Origin of the sequence: Colwellia hornerae, assembly GCF_007954355.1 — a bacterium.
Lineage (GTDB): Bacteria > Pseudomonadota > Gammaproteobacteria > Enterobacterales > Alteromonadaceae > Colwellia_A > Colwellia_A hornerae.
The window spans coordinates 18,373-41,381 of sequence record NZ_VOLR01000002.1 but is presented as its reverse complement, the minus strand read 5'-3'; the positions used below and the strand labels follow the sequence as shown (position 1 = coordinate 41,381).

Here is a 23,009-nt window from a genome sequence, read left to right as displayed (position 1 = left end):
TAAAAGCGATAAACTACAATGAAGCACACTCGTTAAGTTTATCCATATTAATAATAGTGATCAGTTTTCCGTCTACCGTAATTAATTCATTTTTTTGGAAACGATTTAATAATCTACTGATAGTTTCAACCGTTAAACCAATATAATTACCAATGTCACTGCGAGTCATTGTTAGGCGAAAGTCTGTCAATGACATGCCACGGGCATGGTAACGACTCGCCAATGTTGAAATAAAAGTCGCTAAGCGTTGTTCGGCATTTTTGCGATTAAGTAGTGTTAACATTTCTTGGTCTGAACGTATTTCTGAGCTCATCATGCGAAGAATTTGTTTCTTTAACTTAGGCATGGTATTCGATAATGAATCTAGGGTATTGTAAGGTATCTCACAGACCATAGATGTTTCTAAAGCTTTGGCGAAACTAGGGTGCTCTGACTCAGCAATAGCATCAAAACCTAATAAATCTCCCGCTAAATGAAAACCAGTAATTTGTTCTTCACCTTGTTCATTTACCGTAAATGTTTTGAATGTTCCAGAGCGTATTGCGTACAAAGCTTGCATTTTATCGCCATCTTGGAAAATTTGTTCACCTTTATGGATAGGGCGTTTTCGGTCAATAATACTGTCTAGTGTATCCAGTTCTTTATCATTTAAAGAAAACGGTAAACACAGCTCGCTGATACTACAATTTTGACAATGGATATGTTGAGATGTAGAACATGGCTTTTTATACATATTAACCTAAGTGAGTTATCTTCGATGATATAGATCATATTAAAACAATTGCTGATATGCAAACATTAAACTGTATATTCCGTATAAAATTATCATTAAAGCCATTATTTTTTTAAATTTAATGTTTGTTAACAAAGACTTTATACCGAAAGAACCTAATGAAATACTTAATAATGCCGGTAAGGTACCTAAACCAAAGCTGGTCATTATAAGGGCGCCACTTAGGGCATTTCCACTGGCTAATGACCAGGTTAAGGTTGAGTAGACTAAACCGCAAGGTAACCATCCCCAGATCGCACCTAATGCTAAAGCTTGTTTAGCGTTATTAATGGGAATAAATCTTTTGCTCAACGGGGATAGATAGCGCCAAAGGAATTTACCTATTTTTTCAACTTTTGATAGCCACATTAACCATTGGCCTAGATATAAGCCCAATAAAATTAAAAATACTGCGGCGAACAAGCGTAAAAAACCTAACGGAACGCCAATACTTTTTATTGCAATAGAACTACTAAATCCAACGATTGCACCAATTAAACTATAAGTAAAAATTCGACCAACATGATAAGCACTGACCAGTTTAAATTTGTCACTGCCTTTTTGTTGTGGTGAAATAGCTGATGTTAACATCGTGGTTATACCACCACACATACCGATACAGTGCCCAGAGCCTAACAAACCAATAATGAATGCCGATAAATAATCAATACTTAACATAGCCGTTATTTACTACCCGTATTATTTTTAGCTGTTTTTGGGCTGTTAGTTTCAGTGGCATCTTTAGTGACAATTTTTTCATTATCATCGAACAAGATACTCATGCCTTGTTTTTCTAAATCATCAAACTGTTCAGTTTTTACTGCCCAGAAAAATAGATATATAGCGATAGAGGTAAGTATTATCGCAATAGGGATCAAAATATAAATAATGCTCATGGTCTTTATGCTCTATTTAGGTTGCCGTTTACTTTTTTAATAAACGTAATGAATTAGTGATAACCAATATCGAGCTCGCTGACATGCCTATAACCGCCATATAGGGGGTTATGAAGCCTGAAACAGCAAGAGGCAATACGATGGCATTATAACCAAATGCCCAAAAATAATTTTGCCAAATAATGCGACGGGTTTTATTGGCGACCCGCCTTAGTGTTGTTATCGACTTTAAACGATTATTAAGTAAAATAACATCAGCACCACTTTTAGCTATATCGGTGCCACTGCCCATGGCAATGGACACATGAGCTGCGCCGAATACGGGGGTATCATTTACGCCATCGCCTACCATAGCAACCGTTGATATTTTAGGTTGGTTTTTTATTACCGCCATTTTATTTGTCGCGGTTAAAGCGCTATGTACTTCATTTAAATTTAATGACGCTTGGACCTTTTCACAGCCAGCTGGGTTATCGCCCGATAGCATGATGGTATAAATATTACTTTTCTTTAAATCATTTAGCAGTATTTTAGCATCATCACGAATTTCATCGCTTAAGTAGAAAGCCGCCACTAAGATGTTATCGGCTAGTAATAGACATGAAGCCGTCGCAAATTCTGGCAACATTTCTGATTCGCTAAGTAACCAATTAGGCTTACCTATTTGAAAAATCTTACCGTTTATTTTACCTTGAATGCCCGCACCTGATTTAATTTCAACGGCTTCAGTAAGATAGGAATAATCCCGAAATGCTTTAAACGGTTTTGCTAAGGGGTGTTCTGAATATGATTCGAGCGCTGCTGCTATAGATAAAACCTGCTGCTTACTATAATTAATCTTTTCATTATTAAAGTGTTTTATTTCATTAATAGAAAAATCACCTGAAGTTAAGGTACCTGTTTTATCAAAGGCAATGGTGGTTAATTTCGGTAAGGTTTCCATAACATGTGCCGATTTTATCATGATACCTTCACGATTTAAGCGGGTTGTTGCACAGGTTAACGCGGTTGGGGTTGCCAGTGACAAAGCGCAGGGGCAGGTCGCAACTAACACCGATAAGGTGATCCAAAAAGCTTCTTCAGGTAAATGTTGTTGCCAATAGAAAGCTGTACCTATGGCGGTTAACAAAATAACCGCGACAAAATATTGGGCTATTTTATCTGATAATTTCGCTAATTTGGGTTTGTGCGCCTGAGACGATTCACTTAATCTGATCAGCTGACTTAAAAAAGAATGTTCAGTGGCTTGTTTAACCTCAACGTTGATATTACCGTCACCATTTATAGTGCCAGCAAAGACCGTATCGCCGACAGATTTATTTAATGGTAACTGCTCACCCGATAGCATCGCTTCGTTGAGTTGGCTATTGCCCGAAATAATGGTGCCATCTGCTGGAACAACTTCACCTGGTTTTATTAAGACGATATCAAGAGGACAAAGTTTTTTAGCAGGTAGCAGTAGCTCTTTTTTTATGCCGTTTTCATCAATGAGTTTTGTTGCTGTCATTGGCATTAATTTGAGTAAATTAGCGGAAACTTCGGCAGCGCGGCTGCGTGCTCTAAATTCTAAAAACTTACCAATGAGTAGTAAAAAGGTAAACATTGACACTGATTCGAAATAGACCTCACCTTGCTGAGTAATCGTTGCCCAAGCACTGGCTGAAAAAGCCAGTGAAATGGCAATAGCAACCGGAACATCCATTGATAAACGCTTAGCTTTTAAAGCATTAATGGCACCTTTATAAAAAGGTAAGGCGCCATAAGTAACTATGGGTAGCGTTAAAAACAAGCTCGCATAACGTAAGTAGATTAAGTTGTACTCATCCATACCTGAAAAAGCGCCAAAGTACAGACCAAATGCTATCATCATGACTTGCATCATTAAAATGCCAGAGATACCTAAGCGTTTTATATAATTATTACTTTGAGTTTTATTAAGTTGTTCTGCGGTACTCGCTTTGAAGGGAAGCGCTTGGTAACCAATATTGGCAATATGATTAATAAGTTGGCTAAGTTGCACCTGAGTATTATCCCATCGAATGGTTGCACGTTGGGTAGTAGCATTAACATTAATTTTAATTAAACCGTTTATCTTAATAAGTTGCATTTCGATAAGCCAAGCACAAGCCGCACAACTTATACCGTCAACGGTTAGAATGGTTTCGTTATAATCATCCGTTTTATAGGCAAATTCACTTTGTAAGCCTTCATCGTCAAGCAATTTATTACGTTGCAATTGCTCAGGGATGAGTTGTTCGCCTTTTTGTGCGGGGGCGGTTCTAAAGCGATAATATTCACCCAAGCCGTTATCAATAATGGCTTGAGCAACACTTTGACACCCAATACAGCACATTGGCTGCAGAGTTTGCTCAATTTTTAGCGATAAGTTTAGCCCATTAGGGATAGTTTCACCGCAGTGATAACAAGGTGTTTTCATATATTGAGGCCAAGCAAATAACGGATGTTTTGTAGGATTATTGCTTAGGTGATGTAACCAACACCTAAGCAATAGTGACTATTGGCGCTTAGTTAGCTTCTCTAACATTAGGAATAATATCGATAAACTCACTTTGGGGTAAGGTGATGGTATTCTGAATTTTCCAGTGATTTTCAAAAGGAGTTATGGTTAAGCGCCACTTCCCTTTTACCGGTTCATCAAAGGTATGCCTAAAATAACCATTACCATCAGCCGTGAGTGCTAAATAGAAATCTCTTTCAGCAAGAGTCGGGTGATAAAAATTAAGGTTTAACACAGGAAATACTTTATCAATACCGGTCGGTTTGATAACTAATTCGTTATTAACCAGTTTTAATGCAAAGCGCATCCCTAATTTTTGGGCAAGTTTTACTTTAGAAACTTCTAAGTTAATCGCTTTACCTTTTTTATAATAATCACCAACGACTAACGGGTCAGGATTATGGTTGGCAATAAAATAAGTCGCAATACCAGCAACAACTGCTGTAGCGGGGAGAATAAAAACGAACCAAGCCCAAGGCTCTTTATACCAAGATGTTTTCATGTTAAAAGTTCAGTCGATAAAAGTGCGCATATTATACGACTTTTTTCGAACAGGAACTATTAAAAAACCACTAATCTAGCAACTTTTGTGGTATCAAAGATATAAAAAAGCCTTGCGGTAATTAAACGGCAAGGCTTTTATTTCAGGACAAATTACCTGAACTATTTTTGCGATAAACTGTAAACATATGCACTAACTACATGTATTTTTTGTTCACCTAAAATATCTTTCCATGCGGGCATAACACCTGCTCGACCATTTTTAATCGATGACTCAACAGCACGTGGAGAAGCGCCATACAACCAAATGTTGTCGGTTAAGTTAGGTGCTCCTAAAGGAATACCCATTGCTAAACTACCTTTGCCGTCAGCACCATGGCAACTTGCGCACAGAGCGAACTTTTCTTTACCAGCAGCAGCACTTGCAACATCAACTTCACGACCACTCAAACTCAATACATAAGCGGTAACATCTTTAACGCCTTGATCACCACCTAATGCAGCGCCCCAAGCGATCATACCATTAGCATTACGACCATATAAAAGGGTATGTTTAATTGATTCTGGGTCTCCGCCATATAACCAGTCTTTATCGGTTAGGTTAGGGAAGCCTGTGGTACCACTTGCATTTGAGCCATGACACTGAGAACAATTTTGTAAATATAGGCGTTGACCTACTTTTAACGCTTCTTCATCAGTGGCTAAGTCTTCAATGGTACGTGCAGCATAGGCATCAAAAATTGGACCGTATTTTATATCAGCGGCTTCAATTTCTCGATCGTATTGCACTAAATAGCCATTTTCTTTGGCAGCAATTATTTGTGCTTTTGACTCAGCAAGATTCAAAATTCCTTGGTTAGAGCTTTTCCAACCAATAAAACCAGTCCAATTGCCTAAACCATAGAGGGCTAAATACCCAAAAGCCCAGATGATAGTGAGTAAGAAAAATGTACTCCACCATTGGGGTAGAGGATTATTTAACTCTTCGATGCCATCAAAAGTGTGTCCCATTGACTCACCTTCAGGAACACCCGCAAAGTTCTTTAAACAATAGCGTAGTAGTAAAAAACAACCGACTAAAGTTCCAAGGGTCAGAACCCAAACCCATATATTCCAGAAGCTAGACATTTTTATTAGTCTCCTGTTTGCCATTCACGTCATTAAGTTCAGTCTGTTCTTTATCTTCTTCGAAGATAGAGTTTGCAGCTTCATCAAAAGCGCTTTTACGCTTTTTAGAATAAGACCAAACCACAATAATAATAAATAGTGCCAATATTAATAAAGCTATTAACCCTCTGAGGGTGCCATAATCCATCATCATTATTTCAACGCATGACCGAGAGATTGCAAATAAGCAATAAGAGCTTCCATTTCCGTTTTATCTTTAACAGCATCTTTAGCACCGGCTAAGTCTGCTGCTGAATATAACGGGATACGATTACCTTGTTCATCTTTATGGCTGCGATTACGCGTTAAGAAATTAAAAGTAGCTAATTTCTTCTCGGTTAATTCGCCGTCTAGCTTGTTTTCATCCAACCAGCTAAATGAAGGCATGTTTGACTCTGGAACCACTGAACGAGGGTCAAGTAAATGCGCACGATGCCAATCGTCACTATAACGACCACCAACACGGGCTAAATCAGGCCCTGTACGTTTAGAACCCCATAAAAAAGGATGTTCCCATACGCCTTCGCCAGCTACAGAATAGTGACCGTATCGCTCTGTTTCAGCGCGAAAAGGACGTATCATTTGACTATGACAAACATTACAACCTTCACGGATATAAATATCACGACCTTCCATCTCTAAAGCGGTATAAGGTCTGAGGTTGTCAACAGGCGTTGTCGTTGCTTTTTGAAAAAACAACGGTGTTATTTCAACTAAGCCGCCAATACTTATCGCGAGAATAGTAAAAATAGCAAACAAACCAACATTTGTTTCAAATTTTTCATGTTTATTTTTCATCGTCAGTCTCCTAATCTATGGCAACGGGCTTAAGACTGTTGTCTTTAGCATAGATAGTTTTGAACATGTTGTAAGCCATCAATAAGAAACCAGCAACAACCAATACACCACCAACGAAACGGATAAAGTAAAATGGGTATGATGCGGTTAAACTTTCAACAAAGCTGTAAGTTAAGGTGCCATCAGTGTTAACAGCTCTCCACATTAACCCTTGCATAACACCTGAAATCCACATAGCAACTATGTATAAAACGATACCTGAGGTGTGTAACCAAAAATGTACATTGATTAACCTAATGCTATACATACGGCCTTGATTAAATAACACTGGAATTAAGTGATACATAGCACCAATTGAAACCATAGCAACCCAGCCTAAAGCACCTGAATGAACATGTCCGATAGTCCAATCTGTATAATGAGAAAGTGCATTTACAGATTTAATTGCCATCATTGGACCTTCAAAGGTAGACATACCGTAGAACGACAATGAAACAATAAGAAAGCGAAGAATAGGGTCATGGCGAAGTTTATGCCATGCGCCAGAAAGGGTCATAATACCGTTAATCATACCACCCCAAGAAGGCAGAAATAACACGATAGACATTACCATACCTACAGACTGAGCCCAATCAGGCAACGCAGTATAATGTAAGTGATGTGGACCAGCCCAAATGTACAATGAAACTAACGCCCAAAAATGCACTATAGATAAACGATAAGAATAAACCGGACGTTCAGCTTGTTTAGGTACGAAGTAATACATCATCCCTAAGAAACCTGCGGTTAGTAGGAAACCAACGGCGTTATGTCCATACCACCACTGCATCATCGCATCGATAGCACCTGAGTATATCGAATAAGACTTCATCATAGAAACAGGAATTACCATTGAATTACCAATGTGTAATACCGCAACTGTAAGAATAAAACCACCGAAAAACCAGTTAGCAACATAAATATGCGATGTTTTACGTTTAACGAGCGTGCCAAAGAAAACAATAGCGTAACTTATCCATACAACAGCAATTAAAATATCAATTGGCCATTCTAGTTCGGCATATTCTTTACTTGAGGTATAACCCATTGGCAGCGTGATTGCGGCAAGGACAATAACGGCTTGCCAGCCCCAAAAGGTAAATGAAGCAAGTTTGCCACCAAATAATGTTGTTTTACAGGTGCGCTGTACAACATAATAAGAACTAGCAAATAAGGCACTTGTACCAAATGCAAAGATAACAGCATTAGTGTGAAGTGGACGAAGACGGGAGTAAGTCAACCAAGGTGTTTCGAAATTCAACGCAGGCCAAATTAATTGAGCCGCAATTAGAACACCAACAAGTGTACCGAAGATTCCCCATATTACTGTCATGACAGTAAATTGACGTACAACATCAAAGTTGTAGTCTACTGATGACGCATTACTCTGAGACATGTTATGGTTTCCGCTGTTATATTTATTAACGTAAAACGATTTTTTATCACTTAAAAAATTAAGTGCTGGTGCTAAGTTGTAGTTGAAAATATAAATTTCACCTAGCGATAAAAAATCTCCTGTATATAATAATAATTTTGCAACGAAAAGTCATTAAAATATATGTGAATATTGTTGTAGATCAATAATATTTTATTGCTTAGTACGAATAATGTACATAATGCATCAAAGAGAGTATTTTCCATTAAAAATTTGCTTTATAAAACACTATTTGTCGCTTTTTTTTTAGCCAGTATTGCCGGTTGTGACGCTGACAAAAAATCTCAACAAGCGAGTCAGCCATTTAAGTGCTTAACTTCACAAAGCACTTGTGAGGTTAACACCACATTTGGCACAATGTTCGTTAAGTTTAATGTCGACAAAGTGCTAACTGAGTTGCCCTTTAATGTACGGGTTGAATTTAAAAAAGATCATTTATCCCGCAATAACTCTCGCCCTGAAAATTCATATAGCGTGGCTGGTTATATGGAAGGAAAAACGATGTTTATGGGCAAGATACCGTTATTTTTTAATGAAACAGTTAACAGTAAGCACAATGGTTTTGTTGCACAAACAATGTTAGGCAGTTGCTCTGCAGATAATATGACGTGGCGGTTATGGTTAACTGTAGAAAAAACATCAGCTAATGATGATAAACAACAAACTAGTTTTTTTATAGATTTTCAGTCGAGTCGCTTTTAGTTTAATTATATCTTCTGCTAAGCTACGCCTCCTTTTACCCATATAGTTACCATGATGATTGATTACACCACCTTAGTTATTTTTATACCAACATTTTTCTTTGTCAGTATTACCCCTGGAATGTGTATGACGTTGGCGCTGACGCTTGGTATGAGTATTGGTGTAAAAAGAACGTTGTGGATGATGCTAGGAGAACTCATTGGCGTTGCTGCGGTCGCTATTGCAGCCGTTGTTGGTGTTGCTTCAATTATGCTTAAATATCCCGGTGTCTTCGCTGTAGTCAAGTATGTGGGTGGAGCCTATTTGGCTTATGTAGGTATACAAATGTGGTTGTCAAAGGGACGAATGTCGCTGAGCAGTTCTCAAGAGCCGGTTAATATAGGTCGACTTACTTTATTTAATCAAGGTCTGTTTACCGCTATTTCAAACCCTAAGGGATGGGCATTTATGGTTTCACTTTTACCACCGTTTATTAATACTGAATTAGCGATAACACCACAGTTAATCGTGTTAGTTTGCGTGATCATGGTTTCAGAATTCACTTGCATGATGTTATATGCAAGTGGTGGTAAAACGCTGAGAATATTTCTTTCTAAGGGCGATAACGTCAAACTGATGAATCGCATAGCAGGAACACTTATGGCCGCGGTAGGTGTGTGGTTAGCGCTGAGTTAACGCTAGTCAAACACGATTCTAGTGATTCTTGAGCTAACCTCAAAGATTTAATAGAGTGTTTGTATTTATCGCTCAACGCCGAAACCATTGACCTTTAGCCACTTGACAGTCCACTAAACTTTTACCACATAAAATAAGCAATCGTTTAAGGCGATACTTTCATTGTTGGTTGCCATAAAGATACGTAAATCAACGGCACAGGTTAAAATGTTTTTACGACAGCTAAAATGATCACGGATGACATCATTGCCATGCTCATCAATAAGGACAAAATTATCAAGTCCTTTGTCATCGAGCCAACCTAGCATCTGATCTTTTCTAGAAATACCAAAGTTTAACTGCTCAATATTTGATTTTATACAAACACCGGTAACCCCCTCGTCGTGGTCGCCATAAGTTAAACAGGTGTGCGGTTTTAACTCCAAACGTAATGGCCGATAAATAATATCAACCGCTCTATTTTGCTGAAAGTTTTTAGCTTGTTTATTTAAAGTTAATTGTTTTAAACCTTGGTAAGCAACATGATGTGACTGTTCGTCGTTACTGCCGCCACATTTTACCGTGATCATCGGACAATCAAACCTTCTTTCCATTAACGCCCCCAATTGCAAACCCGATAATATAAGGGTCTGGCAAAAATAAGACGTTATTGATAATACCTCAGGGGTTATCATCGGTGTTACAGCAAAGGCCGGCCCAGACCCTGCACAATTATGCAAGTCAACGAGAAATTCGGGATTAACCTCTTTTATCGCTTGCTCTATCAATAAGGCTCGCTGGCAAAAACCACAATCAGCAATTTTATCGCCAGAAAAACAGCGATTAATATCTTTGCCACCATCTAGATAACGCCGACTGAACAATGGCGAAATATTAGCTGCCTCCACCGAGCAAATAATAAAGCGGACATTGGTGGTTGGCACAGGTAATTGCTCATTAGCCGTTAACCAACGATGCATGGCAATTAACCCTGAAGGTTCATTACCATGTAATAAAGTGGTAAATACACGACATTTACCCTGATCACTGCCGGTAATATCAATGACTGTAGGGCCGGTTAGCGTCATTAAAAACTGTATGTAATCGGCTTTCAGTACAAGAGAATCTGGATTTTTTAAATAAGTGATTTCGTCAAAATCTATATCCATTAGCTATGCCCAATATCCTGTTTGTTAAAGTGGTAGTCATGAATAAATAGATACTTTATCAGTAAAATATCTATCGAAAGCGGTTCGATAAATTAGCATGCCACAACTTGGGGTAAGTCTTTGTTGATTAGGGTCAATAATGATGAAAAAAGCTTGAATTATTTTTTACTAAAGGTACTTATTTAAGGCAAGCACTAAAAAGTGACTCGGTAATGCGTTTGTTGAAAGAGTCTTTTTCAACTAACCTTAACTTATGACTTCATTTGAGTATTTGGCTATGGGACAATTTCATATACCGAGTAAATCGAATTTCGACATGGTAAAATTTGTTGCGGTGATTAGTTATTTTACGGTCATTGGTTGGTGTATCGCGATAGTGCTTTATAGCGGTAATCGTTCAAGTTTCTCGACCTTTCATTTAAAACAATCTTTAGGGCTGGCCTTAACATTTACGCTATTGTCTTTTATTCCACTTATTGGTTGGGCAGTCAGTATTCTTGTCTTTATTATTTGGCTGGTGGCTATTTATTATGCCGTGTTAGGCAAAAAATATTTAGTGCCTTTTTTAGGTGAATATTTTCAAAGACAATTAGACTTTATTAAATAAAAAAAGCTATTTCAGGACAATAACAATACTGATTTCTATAGCTTTATCAGTATTGTTATGCTTAAATTTAGCCAGAAAATATTGTATCTAAGGGCTTCATATTGTTCTATCTTTATCCCGCTAATAAAATGGAAAATTTATTAGCACTGCTCGATAAAATCCAACAGGTTTCACCACTTCCTATCTTCAGCCAAGAAATGATCGTTGTGCAAAATGCCGGTATGCAGCATTGGCTTAATATGTCGTTAGCCCAACAACGCGGCATTAGTATGAATATCAGTTACGCCTTACCATCGCAGTTTTTATGGAAACTGGTCAGAAGTATGGCCAGTGATGAAGATGTCCCCGAGCAATCGCCGTTTTCTCGTGAAGTACTTTCATGGCGAATAGATGAGCTACTCGGTAGTGCTGTGGTTATACAAGACCCCGATTTTTCCAGTGCCAGCCAATACTGGTTAGGGGCAACTATTGACGAAGATCATCCCGCAGATAACACTGATGCCGATTCAGTGACCATAAAGCAAGACAACCCATCAATATTTACCGAACAGCAAACCTTAAAACGTTATCAACTCGCCTGTCAATTAGCCGATTTATATGAGCAATATTTGATTTTTAGGCCGCAGTGGATTAATGATTGGCATCAAGGAAAAACCAGTCCAAGTTTTGCAGGCAAAGAGCAAGTGTTAGCCGTTGAACAATGGCAAGCAAAGCTATGGCAATTGTTAACCCAAGAGCAAAGTTATAATCCACTTGAGTTAGTTAATAAAGCCATTGAAAATATTGTCAGCAAAAAACATTTATTGCCACCACGCTTATCCTTTTTTGGTATTAATGCGATGGCACCAATGTGGTTGTCGTTTATTGAAGCGATAAGTGCACATCTTGACGTACATTTTTTCCACCTTAATCCCTGTTTCGATTATTGGGGCGACATACAATCAGAAAAACAAGCCATTAATTTACTCTCAAAATGGGTCGTTGGGCACAATGATATTACTGTCAATGTTGGTAACCCCTTGTTGGCTAATTTAGGTCAGCAGGGCCGTGAGTTTATGGCTTTGCTTAACGATTATTCAACGGTCAATATTGACGTTTTTGATGCAGTTGAGCAAAGTGATGAAGCTGAAAATATATCGGTTTTACATCAAGTTCAACAAGATATTTTAACCTTAACCGACCAAAGAAGCACCGCTAAAAATCAGCAAGACAACTCGATTGTCTTTGCCAGCGCACACAGTGCATTACGTGAAGTACAAGGCTTGCACGATTGGTTATTGCATCAGTTTAATGATGATAAAACCTTAACTCCCAAAGATGTGTTAGTGATGTGCCCACAAGTTGAGCAATACGCCCCTTACGTTAGCGCTGTATTTGCCCGAGGTTGGCAAGACATCGCGGATAAAATTCCACCACTACCTTGCTCTATTGCTGACCGAGTCAGCAAAGATGCAGAACCAGTGGTTGCCGCTTTTACCCAATTACTGAGTTTACCTGATAGTCGTTTTCAAGTTTCTCAAATAATTGGCATGTTACGTTTACCGGCCATGCAAAATAAATTTTCAATCAGTCTTGAAGAGCTAGACAAAATGTCAGCTTGGCTTGAACAAGCTTGTGTGCATTGGGGGGTTGACCAGCAACATAAACAACAAGTTTTGCATAGCATCGACGTTAATAATGCTTTTACTTGGCAACAAGGTTTGTCGCGGTTAATGCGCGGCTTTGCTTTTTCTGACAGCCCAATGTATGTCGATGAACAATTGTATTTACCCGATGTCGAGGGTAACGATGCCATTTTACTGGGTAAGTTAATGTTGATTATTGAGCAATTACAACATTTTTCCCAACATCTCGGCCAAGAAAAATCAGCGAGTCAGTGGCAACAATTTTTATTAACGATGTTAAATAGTCTCTTTGAAGTGACTGATGAAACGGCCTTTAACGTTATTGACCAAGCGATTGGTGCTTTAGCCGAATACTGTCAACATGCCAATTACCAGCCCAATATAAGTTTGAGTGTGGTGCGTGACTTTCTGACAAATCATTTTAGTCAGCCCGATCCCGGTCGGCAATTTATGGTTGGGCAAATAACCTTTTGCTCGATGTTACCGATGCGCAGTATTCCCTTTAAAGTGATTGCTATTTTAGGCCTGAACGATGGCGAATTTCCACGACAGCGTCAACCGCTGGGCTTTGATCTTATGGCGAGTAGTAAAAGCGAATTGGGTGACAGATCGCGCCGTGGTGACGACAGATACTTGTTTTTAGAAGCTATTATATCGGCGCGACAGTCATTATATTTAAGCTATCAAGGCCGTAATATTCGTAATAATAATGAAAAGCAGCCGTCGGTTGTCCTGAAAGAATTGATGGAGTATTTGGAAGCAGGTTATGGCTGGCAGTTACATAATAGTGAGATTGGCAATGAAGAAAACGGTAATGGTGATCGATCTTCAGATATTAAACAATTACCGATGCAAGCATTTAGCGAGCATAACTACTTCGGGCAACTGAAAAGTTTTGACCCTAATTGGCTGAAACTTAAAGCGGCTAAAAAGGCGCAACAAAGCAATGCTTTACTATTACCACTTGCCACCACTACGGATGACGAGCCGCAAGTCGTCGATATCAATCAACTGATCCGCTTTTTTCAGCACCCAGCAAAAGCCTTTGCTCAACAACATTTACAGTTGTTTTTTGAAAACCGCGAAACGCAACTTGATGATACAGAACCATTTAGTGAAAATTTCTTACAAAGTTATTTATTACGTCAGCAACTGTTAGCACTTTATCTTGTTGGTAGCAGCGAAGATGAAATTTGCTCTGCGGTAAGTGCGGCTGGGGTGAGTGGCGTTTTTCCTGATTTACCCAGTACCCATGACAGTCTAGAGCGCTGGCGTGAAGACAGTGAAACCTTTAGTGAATTTATTCAAAGTCAATTAACCACCGACAGCTTAGCTATCACGTTTATTAATACCGAGCTTGATGTGGCGCTTAGCGATAACAGCCACTTTACCCTCAGTGCTAATTTTCCGGTGCAAGCGGATTGCTTAATGTTCTATCGCAGCTCGTCGGCAAAAGGCAAAGACTTGTTTGGCCTTTATCTCCATCAAATTATTATGCAGTGCTGGCAAGAAAATACGGCGAGCTTAAATGCGACTCACTTAACCGAAGAGCAGAACATGCTTGCGCAAGTGAAGGTCACTAAAGGTTTTTATTTTGATACTAAGAATCAAAAACCGACACAATATCGTTTTAGTAAAATAGACAATGCCCAAGCACAATTAGCTTTTATTGTTGAGACTTATCTTAAAGGGCAACAGCAAGCTTTACTGCTTAATACTGAATTAATTGAGAAATTCTTTAAAGCTAAAGCCTTTTCGCAAAATAGTTTTGAAAAACTATGGTCTGACAGTGGCGGTATGCTTAGTGTGGTAAAACCCTTAGGACAAGACCCTTACATGCATTATTTTTGGCAGCAATGTCCTGAATTTTCAGAGCACCAATCAACATTCACCAAACTTTATCAACCGATGTGGCAAGCTCAGGAGCAAATAAAATGAAGATCAATAATCTGATTGCTCACCAGATCCCATTGCAGGGTAAACACTTAATTGAAGCCAGTGCCGGTACCGGTAAAACTTTTAATATCACTCGTTTATACTTACGGTTATTACTCGAAAAGCAATTGCCCGTTGAACAAATACTGGTGATGACTTTTACCAAAGATGCGACCGAGGAGCTACGTGGCCGTATCGACAGTTTTATTCGCCAAGCGCTTAACCACTGGGACGAGTTAATTGTCAGCGATGAATTTTTTAACGCGATAAGTCAGCACATTGATGAAAAATCAGCAAAAATACGCTTGCGCCAAGCACTGTTATATTTAGATGAAGCGGCGATATTAACCATACATGGTTTTTGTAAGCGGGTCTTAAGCCAACATGCCTTTGCGAGTGGTGTGGCTTTTAATGCGCAAATGGAAACCAATTGTCAAGATCTAGTACTACAAGCTTGCCAAGATTGGTATCGAGTGTTGGCAAAAAATAGTCCAGAACACTTTAAGCAAGTGATGCAGTTTTGGCCAAACCCATTAAACTTTCTCAGTCAATTCTCCAAAGCCATTGGTAAACATAATGCGCTTGATGTCGTCAATGTTGATGAAATAGAACAGTTATTTACCGAATTAGTACAGCAAGCGGTTTATAACCTCGAAAACAACGTACCACTGCTTACGCAATATCTTATCGATGTTAAAAAAGGCAGTGAGCGTGAAAAACGCCAGCAAGAGCTTGATGCCTTAATACAATGGTTACATCGCCTTGCAGAAAAACTGAGTGTTGCTAATGAAAAAATGCCAGATGGTTTTATTGATGGTAAGCGTTACGCGCGCTCGGTGGGTAAAATAGAACTGTTAGCGGTATTTGAACCGGTAAAAATGGTTAAAGAAGAATTGAAGTCACTGGCTAAAAAGATTGAAAAAGCCAAAGCACTGGTTATTGTCCGCGAAGGTATTTATCAAATACGCGCCAACATTACTGAACAAAAGAGCATCGCCAACATTTTAAGCTTTGACGATCTTATTTCAACCTTGGCCACTTGCTTACAAGCGAAAAACAGTAACGCACAAGCCCTAGCTCAAACACTATTCGAACAATATCCGGTGGCGTTAGTTGATGAATTTCAAGATACCGATCCCTTACAATTCTCGATATTAGAAGCCATATATTATCATCAAAGTACGGCGGCTTTGTACATGATAGGCGACCCTAAACAAGCCATCTATGGTTTTCGAGGTGGCGATGTTTTTGCATATTTATCTGCCCGAAAAGATTGTGATCAACAGTGGTTAATGGATACCAATTGGCGCTCAACACCAGCAATGATCGCCGGCTATAACCGCTTATTTTACGGCGAAGCGATCACCGATAAAACTGATGCTAGCCAAGGAAATAGTCGGGTGTTTGGTTACGATATTCCTTATATTCCGGTAAGAGCTTCACCGCCAGCGCTTGCTAAATATAAAGCAATTACCGATAACGCCTTACAATTTGTGCACTTTGTTGATGAAGAAGCTAAAAAATCGGTTGCCCAAAGTTTCCGCCCGGTAATGGCTACTTGGTGTGCCAATGAAATTATCAATTTACTCAATGCACCAGCTGACGAAAATAACGATAAATTAAGCTCAAAAGATATTGCTATTTTAGTGCGTGATGGCGCTGAAGCACGCGATATAAAACAAGCATTAGAACAGGCTAATTTAGCCTCAGTCTTTATGAGTAATCGCGCTAACTTAATGAAAAGTGAGCAAACAGAGCAGTTGATACAGCTGCTAAGAGGGATCTTGTTCGTTGAAAATGAACGCTACTTCAGTGCTGCCATTGCCTGTGACTTACTCGACTATCATCCTGAAAAATACCGTAAATTACAAGAAAACGAACTTGCTTGGCAAGCATTGAAATTTGATTTTGAGCAACTGCGTAACGAATGGTTGTATAAAGGTTTTATTTCGATGGCATTAAAATTAATGCATGATCATTTTTGTATCGCCGATGAAAACCAAGATCGTATTTTAACCAATTTATTGCATTTATTTGAAATATTGCAAACGGCCAGTCAACGCCACCGTCAACCACAAGAATTACTCTATTGGCTTGAGCAACAAAGTCGGGTGGACGACCCTGAAATTGAAGCCGAGTTGCGTTTAGAAAGTGATGATAATTTAATACGTATAATCACCCAGCATGGCTCAAAAGGTTTAGAATATCCGGTGGTGTTTGTGCCTTTTGCTACCCGTCATAAAGACCCGCTTAAATTCGGTGCAAGCTCGGTGACCTTTATTGAGTATCATGATAAAAACCACCAGCTAAAATTAAGTTTAGATGGCTCTGAACATGCTAAAGCCTCAATGGCCAATGAAGCTTATGCCGAAGCTATTCGGTTATTATATGTTGCGGTAACTCGAGCAGAAAAACGTTGTTATATCTTAACAACCGCTTTTGATAAAACCGAGCATTCGCCACTGGGCAGGGCGCTAAAATGGCAAAGTCAGCAAAATATTGAAGAAAACTTACGCCAACTGGTCAATGATGAACCTAACAATATCAGTTTAGTGACCCTATCAACATTAGCAAACGCCAGTGAGCTTATTGCTCAACAAGCACCATTAACTGAAGCTAGCGACAAAACCGGTCAAGTTGCCCATTTTAACGGAAAAATAGAACGCGATTGGTGGCTAAGTTCATTTTCAGCCTTAAGTCGAAATTTACGTCACGGCGGAGTATCTTCGCCTGATCGTGATAACCCACTCGAAAAAAATAGTATGACTGACCTTCAGTCTAGCGCGATGCAAGCGAGTAGTTTATTACGTTTTAATTTAGCAAAAGGCGCTCATACCGGTAATTTATTGCATGATATCTTAGAACATACCGATTTTAATGCGCCCGACTGGCAACAAGCTATGCATTGGCCCTTGCAAAAATATGGAGCATTAACCGCGGGTTACCAAGCTGAAGATTTGCAGTGCTGGCTAGCGCAAATAATTAATTCACCCTTGGGTGATAGCGCATTAGCGATTGATAATAGCGAGCCCTTTAGCTTAGCTGATTTACAGCAGGGAAAAACACTGCGAGAAAGTGAGTTTTATTATCCAATGCGCTCAGCGAGTACCGATAAATTAACTCAGATATTATCAAAACATCGTAATATGCACAGTCAGTCAACACAGCAATCAATTGTTCGCTTACCGGCATACCAGCAATTAAAAGGTATGATGCACGGCTTTATTGATTTGATTTTTGAGCATAATAATAAATATTATATTTGTGATTATAAGTCGAGCCATTTAGGCAATGATTTCAGTGATTATAACCAGCAAGCAATGAAAGAGAATATCGAAAAAAATCACTATGACTTACAATACCTGATTTATGCATTAGCCTTGCACCGTTACTTAAGTTACAGCTTAGATAATTATGATGTAGAACAGCATTTTGGCGGCACTTACTATTTATATTTACGCGGTATGACTGATGATGAACAACATAAAAACTGTGGCGTCTACTATCGAAAAATCGAGGCGCAAGAACTTGCCGCACTTGACCAATTGTTTTTAGGGGACGAATAATCATATGCCAGCGTTATATAAGCAGTTCAATCATGCTCAACAGCAGCTTAATAATATTGAAGCAGTTGATTACTTTTTTGCAAAAGAAATTCAACAAAGCTTAGACAAGCATAATAATAGTGACCAACAGTTTTTTCATTTACTTATCGCCCTCAGTGAAAGCCTTAGGGCAGGCCATAGTTGTTTACCTTTAGCCACTATCGCGAGTACGCGCTTTGGTTACAGTTGCGATAAACAAGGTATTGTTACTCATAACGGTTTTACCTTTGCCGAGCAACCACAGTTAGTCAGCTTATGTGAACAGCTGTTTATTAAACCGGATGATAATCACGCTATTGTTTTTTATGAAAATAACGTGTACTTGCGTCGTTATTACCATTTTGAGCAAGAGTTACTGACTTTCATTTCAGCAAAAAGTGCTCAAGCCAAGGATGCAAATGTTCAAATATTTGAAGCTCTTGATATTAAAAACTGCTTAGCAGCACTCTTTCCAGCACAACTGTCAGCAGATGATAAAGATGAAATTGATTGGCAAAAAGTTGCGGTAGCGAATGCCATTAATAAGAAATTTAGTATTATTGCCGGTGGGCCAGGTACCGGTAAAACCTATACGGTGACTAAGCTGTTAGCTGCTTTGGTGATGTTGAACTCAAGTTCAAGCTCGAATAAAAAGCTCAATGGAGACTTAAAAATAGCTTTGGTCGCGCCAACGGGTAAGGCGGCTCAGCGTTTATCTGAATCAGTCACCAATGCTTTACTAGGGTTTACAGGACAAATAAGCGCAGCAGTTTTATCAAAAATACCGCAGGAGGCACAAACGCTGCATCGACTATTAGGTGTTATTCCTAATAGTGTTAATTTTCGCCACCACCAGGACAATTTACTTAATATTGACGTACTGTTAATTGATGAAGTGTCAATGGTCGATCTCGCGTTAATGGTCAGGGTTTTTCGAGCCTTGCCCAGCCGTTGCCAAATCATACTATTAGGCGATGCGGACCAATTGCCATCTGTTGCTGCTGGTAGCGTACTTAACGATTTAGCGCCAAAACCACATCGTGGCTACAGCCCTGAAAATCAGCAATATCTAAGCCAAGTCAGCGAGTGTTCAAATCTGCCTCAATGGCAAAAGCCATCGAAATCATCGGCTTTGACGCTCGCGGCAGATCACGTGGTTTTTCTTGATAAAAGTAGACGTTTTGATGGTGAAGGCGGGATTGGGAAAATAGCGAGCCATGTTATTAATGGCCACTTTAGCGAAAGTTGGCAATTATTAACGGAAAAACCAGTCATAGACAATAACCACCAAAACGTGACTAAGTCTGATAACACCTTATGCTTACTCGAAGGCAAAGCCAGTTCTTGGTTACCTGCATTTGTCAGTGAGTATTACGCGCCTATTTTCGCGCAAAAAACAGTGTCTGCTGCTTTTAAACAATTACAAAAGTTTCGTATCTTATGCGCAACCCGAGTTGGCGAGCAAGGGGTTGAGTCGTTAAATGAACACGTGCAAAATATACTCATTAAACGCGGCGACATTAATGCTTTTGAGACTCGCTATTGCGGGCAACCTATCATGATCAATGTTAATAATTATTCATTAGGTTTATACAACGGGGATATCGGTTTATTGTGGAAAAATGAAGCGGGCCATTTAATGGCTGTTTTTGAGCAAGCAAATAATGAATATAAATGGGTGAATCCTGCGCGTTTACCGCAACATGAAACTGTTTATGCGATGACTATTCATAAAACCCAAGGCAGTGAATTCGAACATGTCGTGATGGTATTACCTGAGCAAACCGATAATAAATTACTCTCTAGGGAATTAATGTACACCGCTATTACCCGTGCTAAACAAAAACTGAGTATCGCGACTTTAGCCAATGTTTGGCGCCAGGGTGTCATGACTAAAACAACGCGCTATTCAGGTGTCGATCTTTATAAAAAATAAAGCCATAGAATAGGGTTTCCTTAAAGAAATTGCGTTAGAATAACGCTTTAATTTTAGTAACCCTATAAATAAGTTGTAGCATGACGTTAAAAGACATCGATAAAAAGACTTATCGCAGTAAGCTTAATCAAGTGATTATTGGTTTTATTATCACCTTAGCAATACTTGCCATTGCCTTTGGTACTATATTGATTGCGTTATTTGCAGAGCCCTTAGCGCTTGATAGTATTAGCCAAGCGAGTCTTAATACTGCGATGGAGTCGGGACAGCAAACCAGTAACTTTCGTTATAACTTTTTAGGCGTTATTCTGTCATTATTAGCGTGTGCTGGGATACTACAACAATTAAAAAACAGCCATTTTTTTAATGAAATTTATTATGTTTGGCAATTAAAGCAAATCCAAAATATTATCTATCGTCGTTTGAAAAAAATTAAAAAGGCGAGTGTTGATGGCGATGAAAAGGCCTTAATCATTTTGAAATTTTATTATGCTAGCCTAAAACAGCTTTATTTATTAGATGACAATACGCTGACTATGTCGTCATTAGAGGCTAATATTGTCGCTCTTGAGCAATTAATCGCTGAAAATGGCAAAGAAATTACTACCGAGCAGTTTACCAAAGTGTTACTTTCGAACTATAAATAATGATTCGACCTTGATGGCAATAAATTACATGCCTGTTACTTTGATATGAAGCCACAATAAAAGAAGCAAAATGAAAAAACCTAAAAAATTAAAAAATGAAACTGCTTTATTAAAAAAAGCGATTGAAGTTGGTGAAAAATATGCGATGAACCGAGGTTATAACGGTTTTTCTGCCACGAATGCTTCAAAAGATAAGGTTGAAAGCTTATATCGCTTATTAGTTAACGACAAGCTTATTCAAGCATCACCCGCTGACGGTGAAGACTTGCTCAGTATGAAGCACAGATTAGCGATGTGGATAGCAAAGCAATTACCTGAAGATCATCCGTTACTTAAGTAATAAACGCCTATCTTGATGGTAGGTAATGTGCGTTTACATAACGCTTTATAAATTTGACTATAGAAAAATACAATGAATCGTAAGAAAAAAATAAATGCCGCGTTAAAAAGTAAGTTAAAAAAAGCCAATGCTAAATTGCATACCAGCAATAAGCCACGCTATGTCTCAAAAGCTGATCGAGTACTTTTAGAAGAAACAGCAGCGACTGTTCAGACAACTGATGAACCGCACCTTACTGAGTAATTATTAGTTATGTTAGCTAAACTATTAAATATCATAAAACCAGCTAGTCAAATTGAGGTGAGTGATGTGATTGATGAAGATAGTCATCAATGGATCCTCGATACTTTTTCGTGGGCGATCACACATTTTGATGTTTTAGAATTTAAAAGTAATAGTCAGCTTGTGCTACCTAATAATCAATTTTATCAAGGGAGCGTGAATAGTGTCCATGAAATGGCGCTGAGTATTTTTAAGCAAACCACCGCCTATGCCGGTATGCAGCAGTGGCCAATTATACTGATCACACCAGAGCAATTTTTTGCGGGTAGTCAACAAATAGCCATACCACCGTTTAATATGGTCGACCATTGCCGTGGTGAAAACACCCCTTTTGCTAAACTAAATGAAGAAGACACAGCAAAGCTCCAGCAACAGCCAATCATGCTTTCTTACGGCGAAAGTCAAGTTAATCAGCCACAAGACCTTATTTCATCCATTGTTCAAAACCTTGCTAATATACTGATTGTTCAACAAACAAGTTTACCACCAGGCGGGAAAGAATTTATTCCACAAGCCGTTGATGTTATAGCTTGTTTTATGGGCTTTGGTGTTATATTTAGTAACACCGCTTATCAGTTTAAAGGCGGTTGTGGTTCGTGTAATAATCCTAATGCAAACCGTCAGTCGGCACTCCCCGAGAATGAAACATTACATGCTTTAGCGCTATTTTGCTTATTGAAAGCGATAAAACCTAACGCGGTAAAACCTCATTTAAAATCACATTTACGAAAACAATTTTCGCTTTCCTATCATGCCTTATCGAACACAATCAAAAACTCTACGGATCCCGTTTTACTGTCTTTACTTTGATCAAGATATGCTTATTGAAAATAAAATGATCTATTTTTACTAAATCCATGATTTATTAAATAAAAGCGTCTACAGTTATTTTTATTAGTAGGGCATTTTGTTTTTTGACTTTATTGAGGAAATAACTATGGTGAGCATCCAAGTAAAAGACTATATGAACCACTATCCGGTTACTTTTACTTCAGAAATGGTGGTTGAAGAGGCGGCGTTACGATTTTTAAAAACCAAACAAATTGGTGGGCCTGTTGTTGACGCTAATTATCATTTAATTGGCTTTTTATCAGAAAGTGACGTTTTAGCAAAAATGTTGCAGTCTATTTATCATAATGAACACGTAACAGATGTCGCGGCTTTAATGCGTAAAGAAGTACTGTCGGTTAAACCTTACGATAGTGTTATTGAGTTAGCGCAAACCATGTTACAAAACAAACCAAAAGTTTACCCAGTTGTTGATGATGACGGTAATTTACTGGGTACAATATGTCGGAACGATGTGCTGCATGCTATTGATAAACATATGCGTAGTAGCTTTAAGTCTTAAGCCTCTTAATATTAAAGCTGTTTATTTGTACCACTTGATTGAAGTGGTACA

At 38.7% G+C, this 23,009-nt stretch carries 21 protein-coding genes; 11 read left to right on the top strand and 10 right to left on the bottom strand.

The annotated features are described in order from the left end of the window. Positions 1–13 precede the first annotated feature (13 nt). The 9 genes from fnr to ccoN all read right to left on the bottom strand — a co-directional run bounded on the left by fnr (position 14) and on the right by ccoN (position 8,087). Complete coding sequence (gene fnr / locus ESZ26_RS01335) at positions 14–733, bottom strand: fumarate/nitrate reduction transcriptional regulator Fnr (protein WP_146797499.1); 720 nt, start codon at positions 731–733, stop codon at positions 14–16. A gap of 39 nt (positions 734–772) precedes the next feature. Beyond that, positions 773–1,450 (bottom strand): sulfite exporter TauE/SafE family protein, encoded by a 678-nt coding sequence (locus tag ESZ26_RS01330; RefSeq protein WP_146797502.1) that lies wholly within the window; start codon positions 1,448–1,450, stop codon positions 773–775. 5 nt (positions 1,451–1,455) lie between these two features. Continuing rightward, positions 1,456–1,668, bottom strand: a complete 213-nt coding sequence (ccoS, locus tag ESZ26_RS01325) for a cbb3-type cytochrome oxidase assembly protein CcoS (protein WP_146797506.1) — start codon at positions 1,666–1,668, stop codon at positions 1,456–1,458. A 28-nt stretch (positions 1,669–1,696) separates the two neighbouring features. Then, complete coding sequence (locus tag ESZ26_RS01320) at positions 1,697–4,105, bottom strand: heavy metal translocating P-type ATPase (protein ID WP_146797509.1); 2,409 nt, start codon at positions 4,103–4,105, stop codon at positions 1,697–1,699. 88 nt (positions 4,106–4,193) lie between these two features. Then, the gene (locus ESZ26_RS01315) at positions 4,194–4,688 is read right to left on the bottom strand and encodes a FixH family protein (RefSeq protein ID WP_146797512.1); all 495 of its coding nucleotides are present in this window, start codon (positions 4,686–4,688) and stop codon (positions 4,194–4,196) included. A 161-nt stretch (positions 4,689–4,849) separates the two neighbouring features. Next, a complete protein-coding gene (gene ccoP / locus ESZ26_RS01310) occupies positions 4,850–5,815 on the bottom strand; it encodes a cytochrome-c oxidase, cbb3-type subunit III (protein ID WP_146797515.1) in 966 nt (321 codons plus the stop codon). Beyond that, positions 5,808–6,008, bottom strand: a complete 201-nt coding sequence (locus ESZ26_RS01305; protein WP_395880524.1) for a cbb3-type cytochrome oxidase subunit 3 — start codon at positions 6,006–6,008, stop codon at positions 5,808–5,810. The genes ccoP and ESZ26_RS01305 overlap by 8 nt, the downstream gene beginning before the upstream one ends. Next, positions 6,008–6,652 (bottom strand): cytochrome-c oxidase, cbb3-type subunit II, encoded by a 645-nt coding sequence (gene ccoO, locus ESZ26_RS01300; protein ID WP_146797517.1) that lies wholly within the window; start codon positions 6,650–6,652, stop codon positions 6,008–6,010. Before ccoO ends, ESZ26_RS01305 begins: the two co-directional genes overlap by 1 nt. 10 nt (positions 6,653–6,662) lie before the next feature. Then, complete coding sequence (ccoN, locus tag ESZ26_RS01295; protein ID WP_146797521.1) at positions 6,663–8,087, bottom strand: cytochrome-c oxidase, cbb3-type subunit I; 1,425 nt, start codon at positions 8,085–8,087, stop codon at positions 6,663–6,665. Between the two features lie 252 nt (positions 8,088–8,339). On the opposite strand from ccoN, the gene ESZ26_RS01290 reads away from it, so the two are divergent. Both ESZ26_RS01290 and ESZ26_RS01285 read left to right on the top strand, forming a co-directional pair. Continuing rightward, positions 8,340–8,828 carry a hypothetical protein gene (locus ESZ26_RS01290; protein WP_146797524.1) on the top strand — a complete coding sequence of 163 codons (489 nt, stop codon included), beginning with the start codon at positions 8,340–8,342 and terminating at the stop codon, positions 8,826–8,828. 54 nt (positions 8,829–8,882) lie between these two features. Further along, positions 8,883–9,503 (top strand): LysE family translocator, encoded by a 621-nt coding sequence (locus ESZ26_RS01285; RefSeq protein WP_146797637.1) that lies wholly within the window; start codon positions 8,883–8,885, stop codon positions 9,501–9,503. Positions 9,504–9,616: 113 nt separating this feature from the next. On the opposite strand, the gene ESZ26_RS01280 is transcribed toward ESZ26_RS01285, so the two are convergent. Next, the gene (locus ESZ26_RS01280; RefSeq protein ID WP_146797527.1) at positions 9,617–10,651 is read right to left on the bottom strand and encodes a M14 family metallopeptidase; all 1,035 of its coding nucleotides are present in this window, start codon (positions 10,649–10,651) and stop codon (positions 9,617–9,619) included. A 253-nt stretch (positions 10,652–10,904) separates the two neighbouring features. On the opposite strand from ESZ26_RS01280, the gene ESZ26_RS01275 reads away from it, so the two are divergent. From ESZ26_RS01275 to ESZ26_RS01235, 9 genes are all read left to right on the top strand, one after another. Beyond that, entirely contained in the window at positions 10,905–11,258 is a 354-nt protein-coding gene (locus tag ESZ26_RS01275) for a hypothetical protein (protein ID WP_146797530.1), read from the top strand. Between the two features lie 101 nt (positions 11,259–11,359). Continuing rightward, positions 11,360–14,821, top strand: coding sequence for an exodeoxyribonuclease V subunit gamma (recC, locus tag ESZ26_RS01270; RefSeq protein ID WP_190278371.1), 3,462 nt, complete (start codon positions 11,360–11,362; stop codon positions 14,819–14,821). Next, a complete protein-coding gene (recB, locus tag ESZ26_RS01265; RefSeq protein ID WP_146797536.1) occupies positions 14,818–18,384 on the top strand; it encodes an exodeoxyribonuclease V subunit beta in 3,567 nt (1,188 codons plus the stop codon). Before recC ends, recB begins: the two co-directional genes overlap by 4 nt. Positions 18,385–18,388: 4 nt before the next feature. Next, a complete protein-coding gene (gene recD / locus ESZ26_RS01260; RefSeq protein WP_146797539.1) occupies positions 18,389–20,338 on the top strand; it encodes an exodeoxyribonuclease V subunit alpha in 1,950 nt (649 codons plus the stop codon). Between the two features lie 80 nt (positions 20,339–20,418). Beyond that, complete coding sequence (locus tag ESZ26_RS01255; protein ID WP_146797543.1) at positions 20,419–20,985, top strand: DUF3087 family protein; 567 nt, start codon at positions 20,419–20,421, stop codon at positions 20,983–20,985. A 70-nt stretch (positions 20,986–21,055) separates the two neighbouring features. Beyond that, complete coding sequence (locus ESZ26_RS01250; RefSeq protein WP_070376721.1) at positions 21,056–21,325, top strand: DUF5062 family protein; 270 nt, start codon at positions 21,056–21,058, stop codon at positions 21,323–21,325. A gap of 72 nt (positions 21,326–21,397) precedes the next feature. Next, entirely contained in the window at positions 21,398–21,568 is a 171-nt protein-coding gene (locus ESZ26_RS01245) for a DUF2986 domain-containing protein (protein WP_146797545.1), read from the top strand. Between the two features lie 9 nt (positions 21,569–21,577). Next, the gene (locus ESZ26_RS01240) at positions 21,578–22,417 is read left to right on the top strand and encodes a hypothetical protein (protein ID WP_146797548.1); all 840 of its coding nucleotides are present in this window, start codon (positions 21,578–21,580) and stop codon (positions 22,415–22,417) included. 127 nt (positions 22,418–22,544) lie between these two features. After that, positions 22,545–22,958, top strand: coding sequence for a CBS domain-containing protein (locus ESZ26_RS01235; RefSeq protein ID WP_146797550.1), 414 nt, complete (start codon positions 22,545–22,547; stop codon positions 22,956–22,958). The last annotated feature ends 51 nt before the right edge of the window (positions 22,959–23,009 follow it).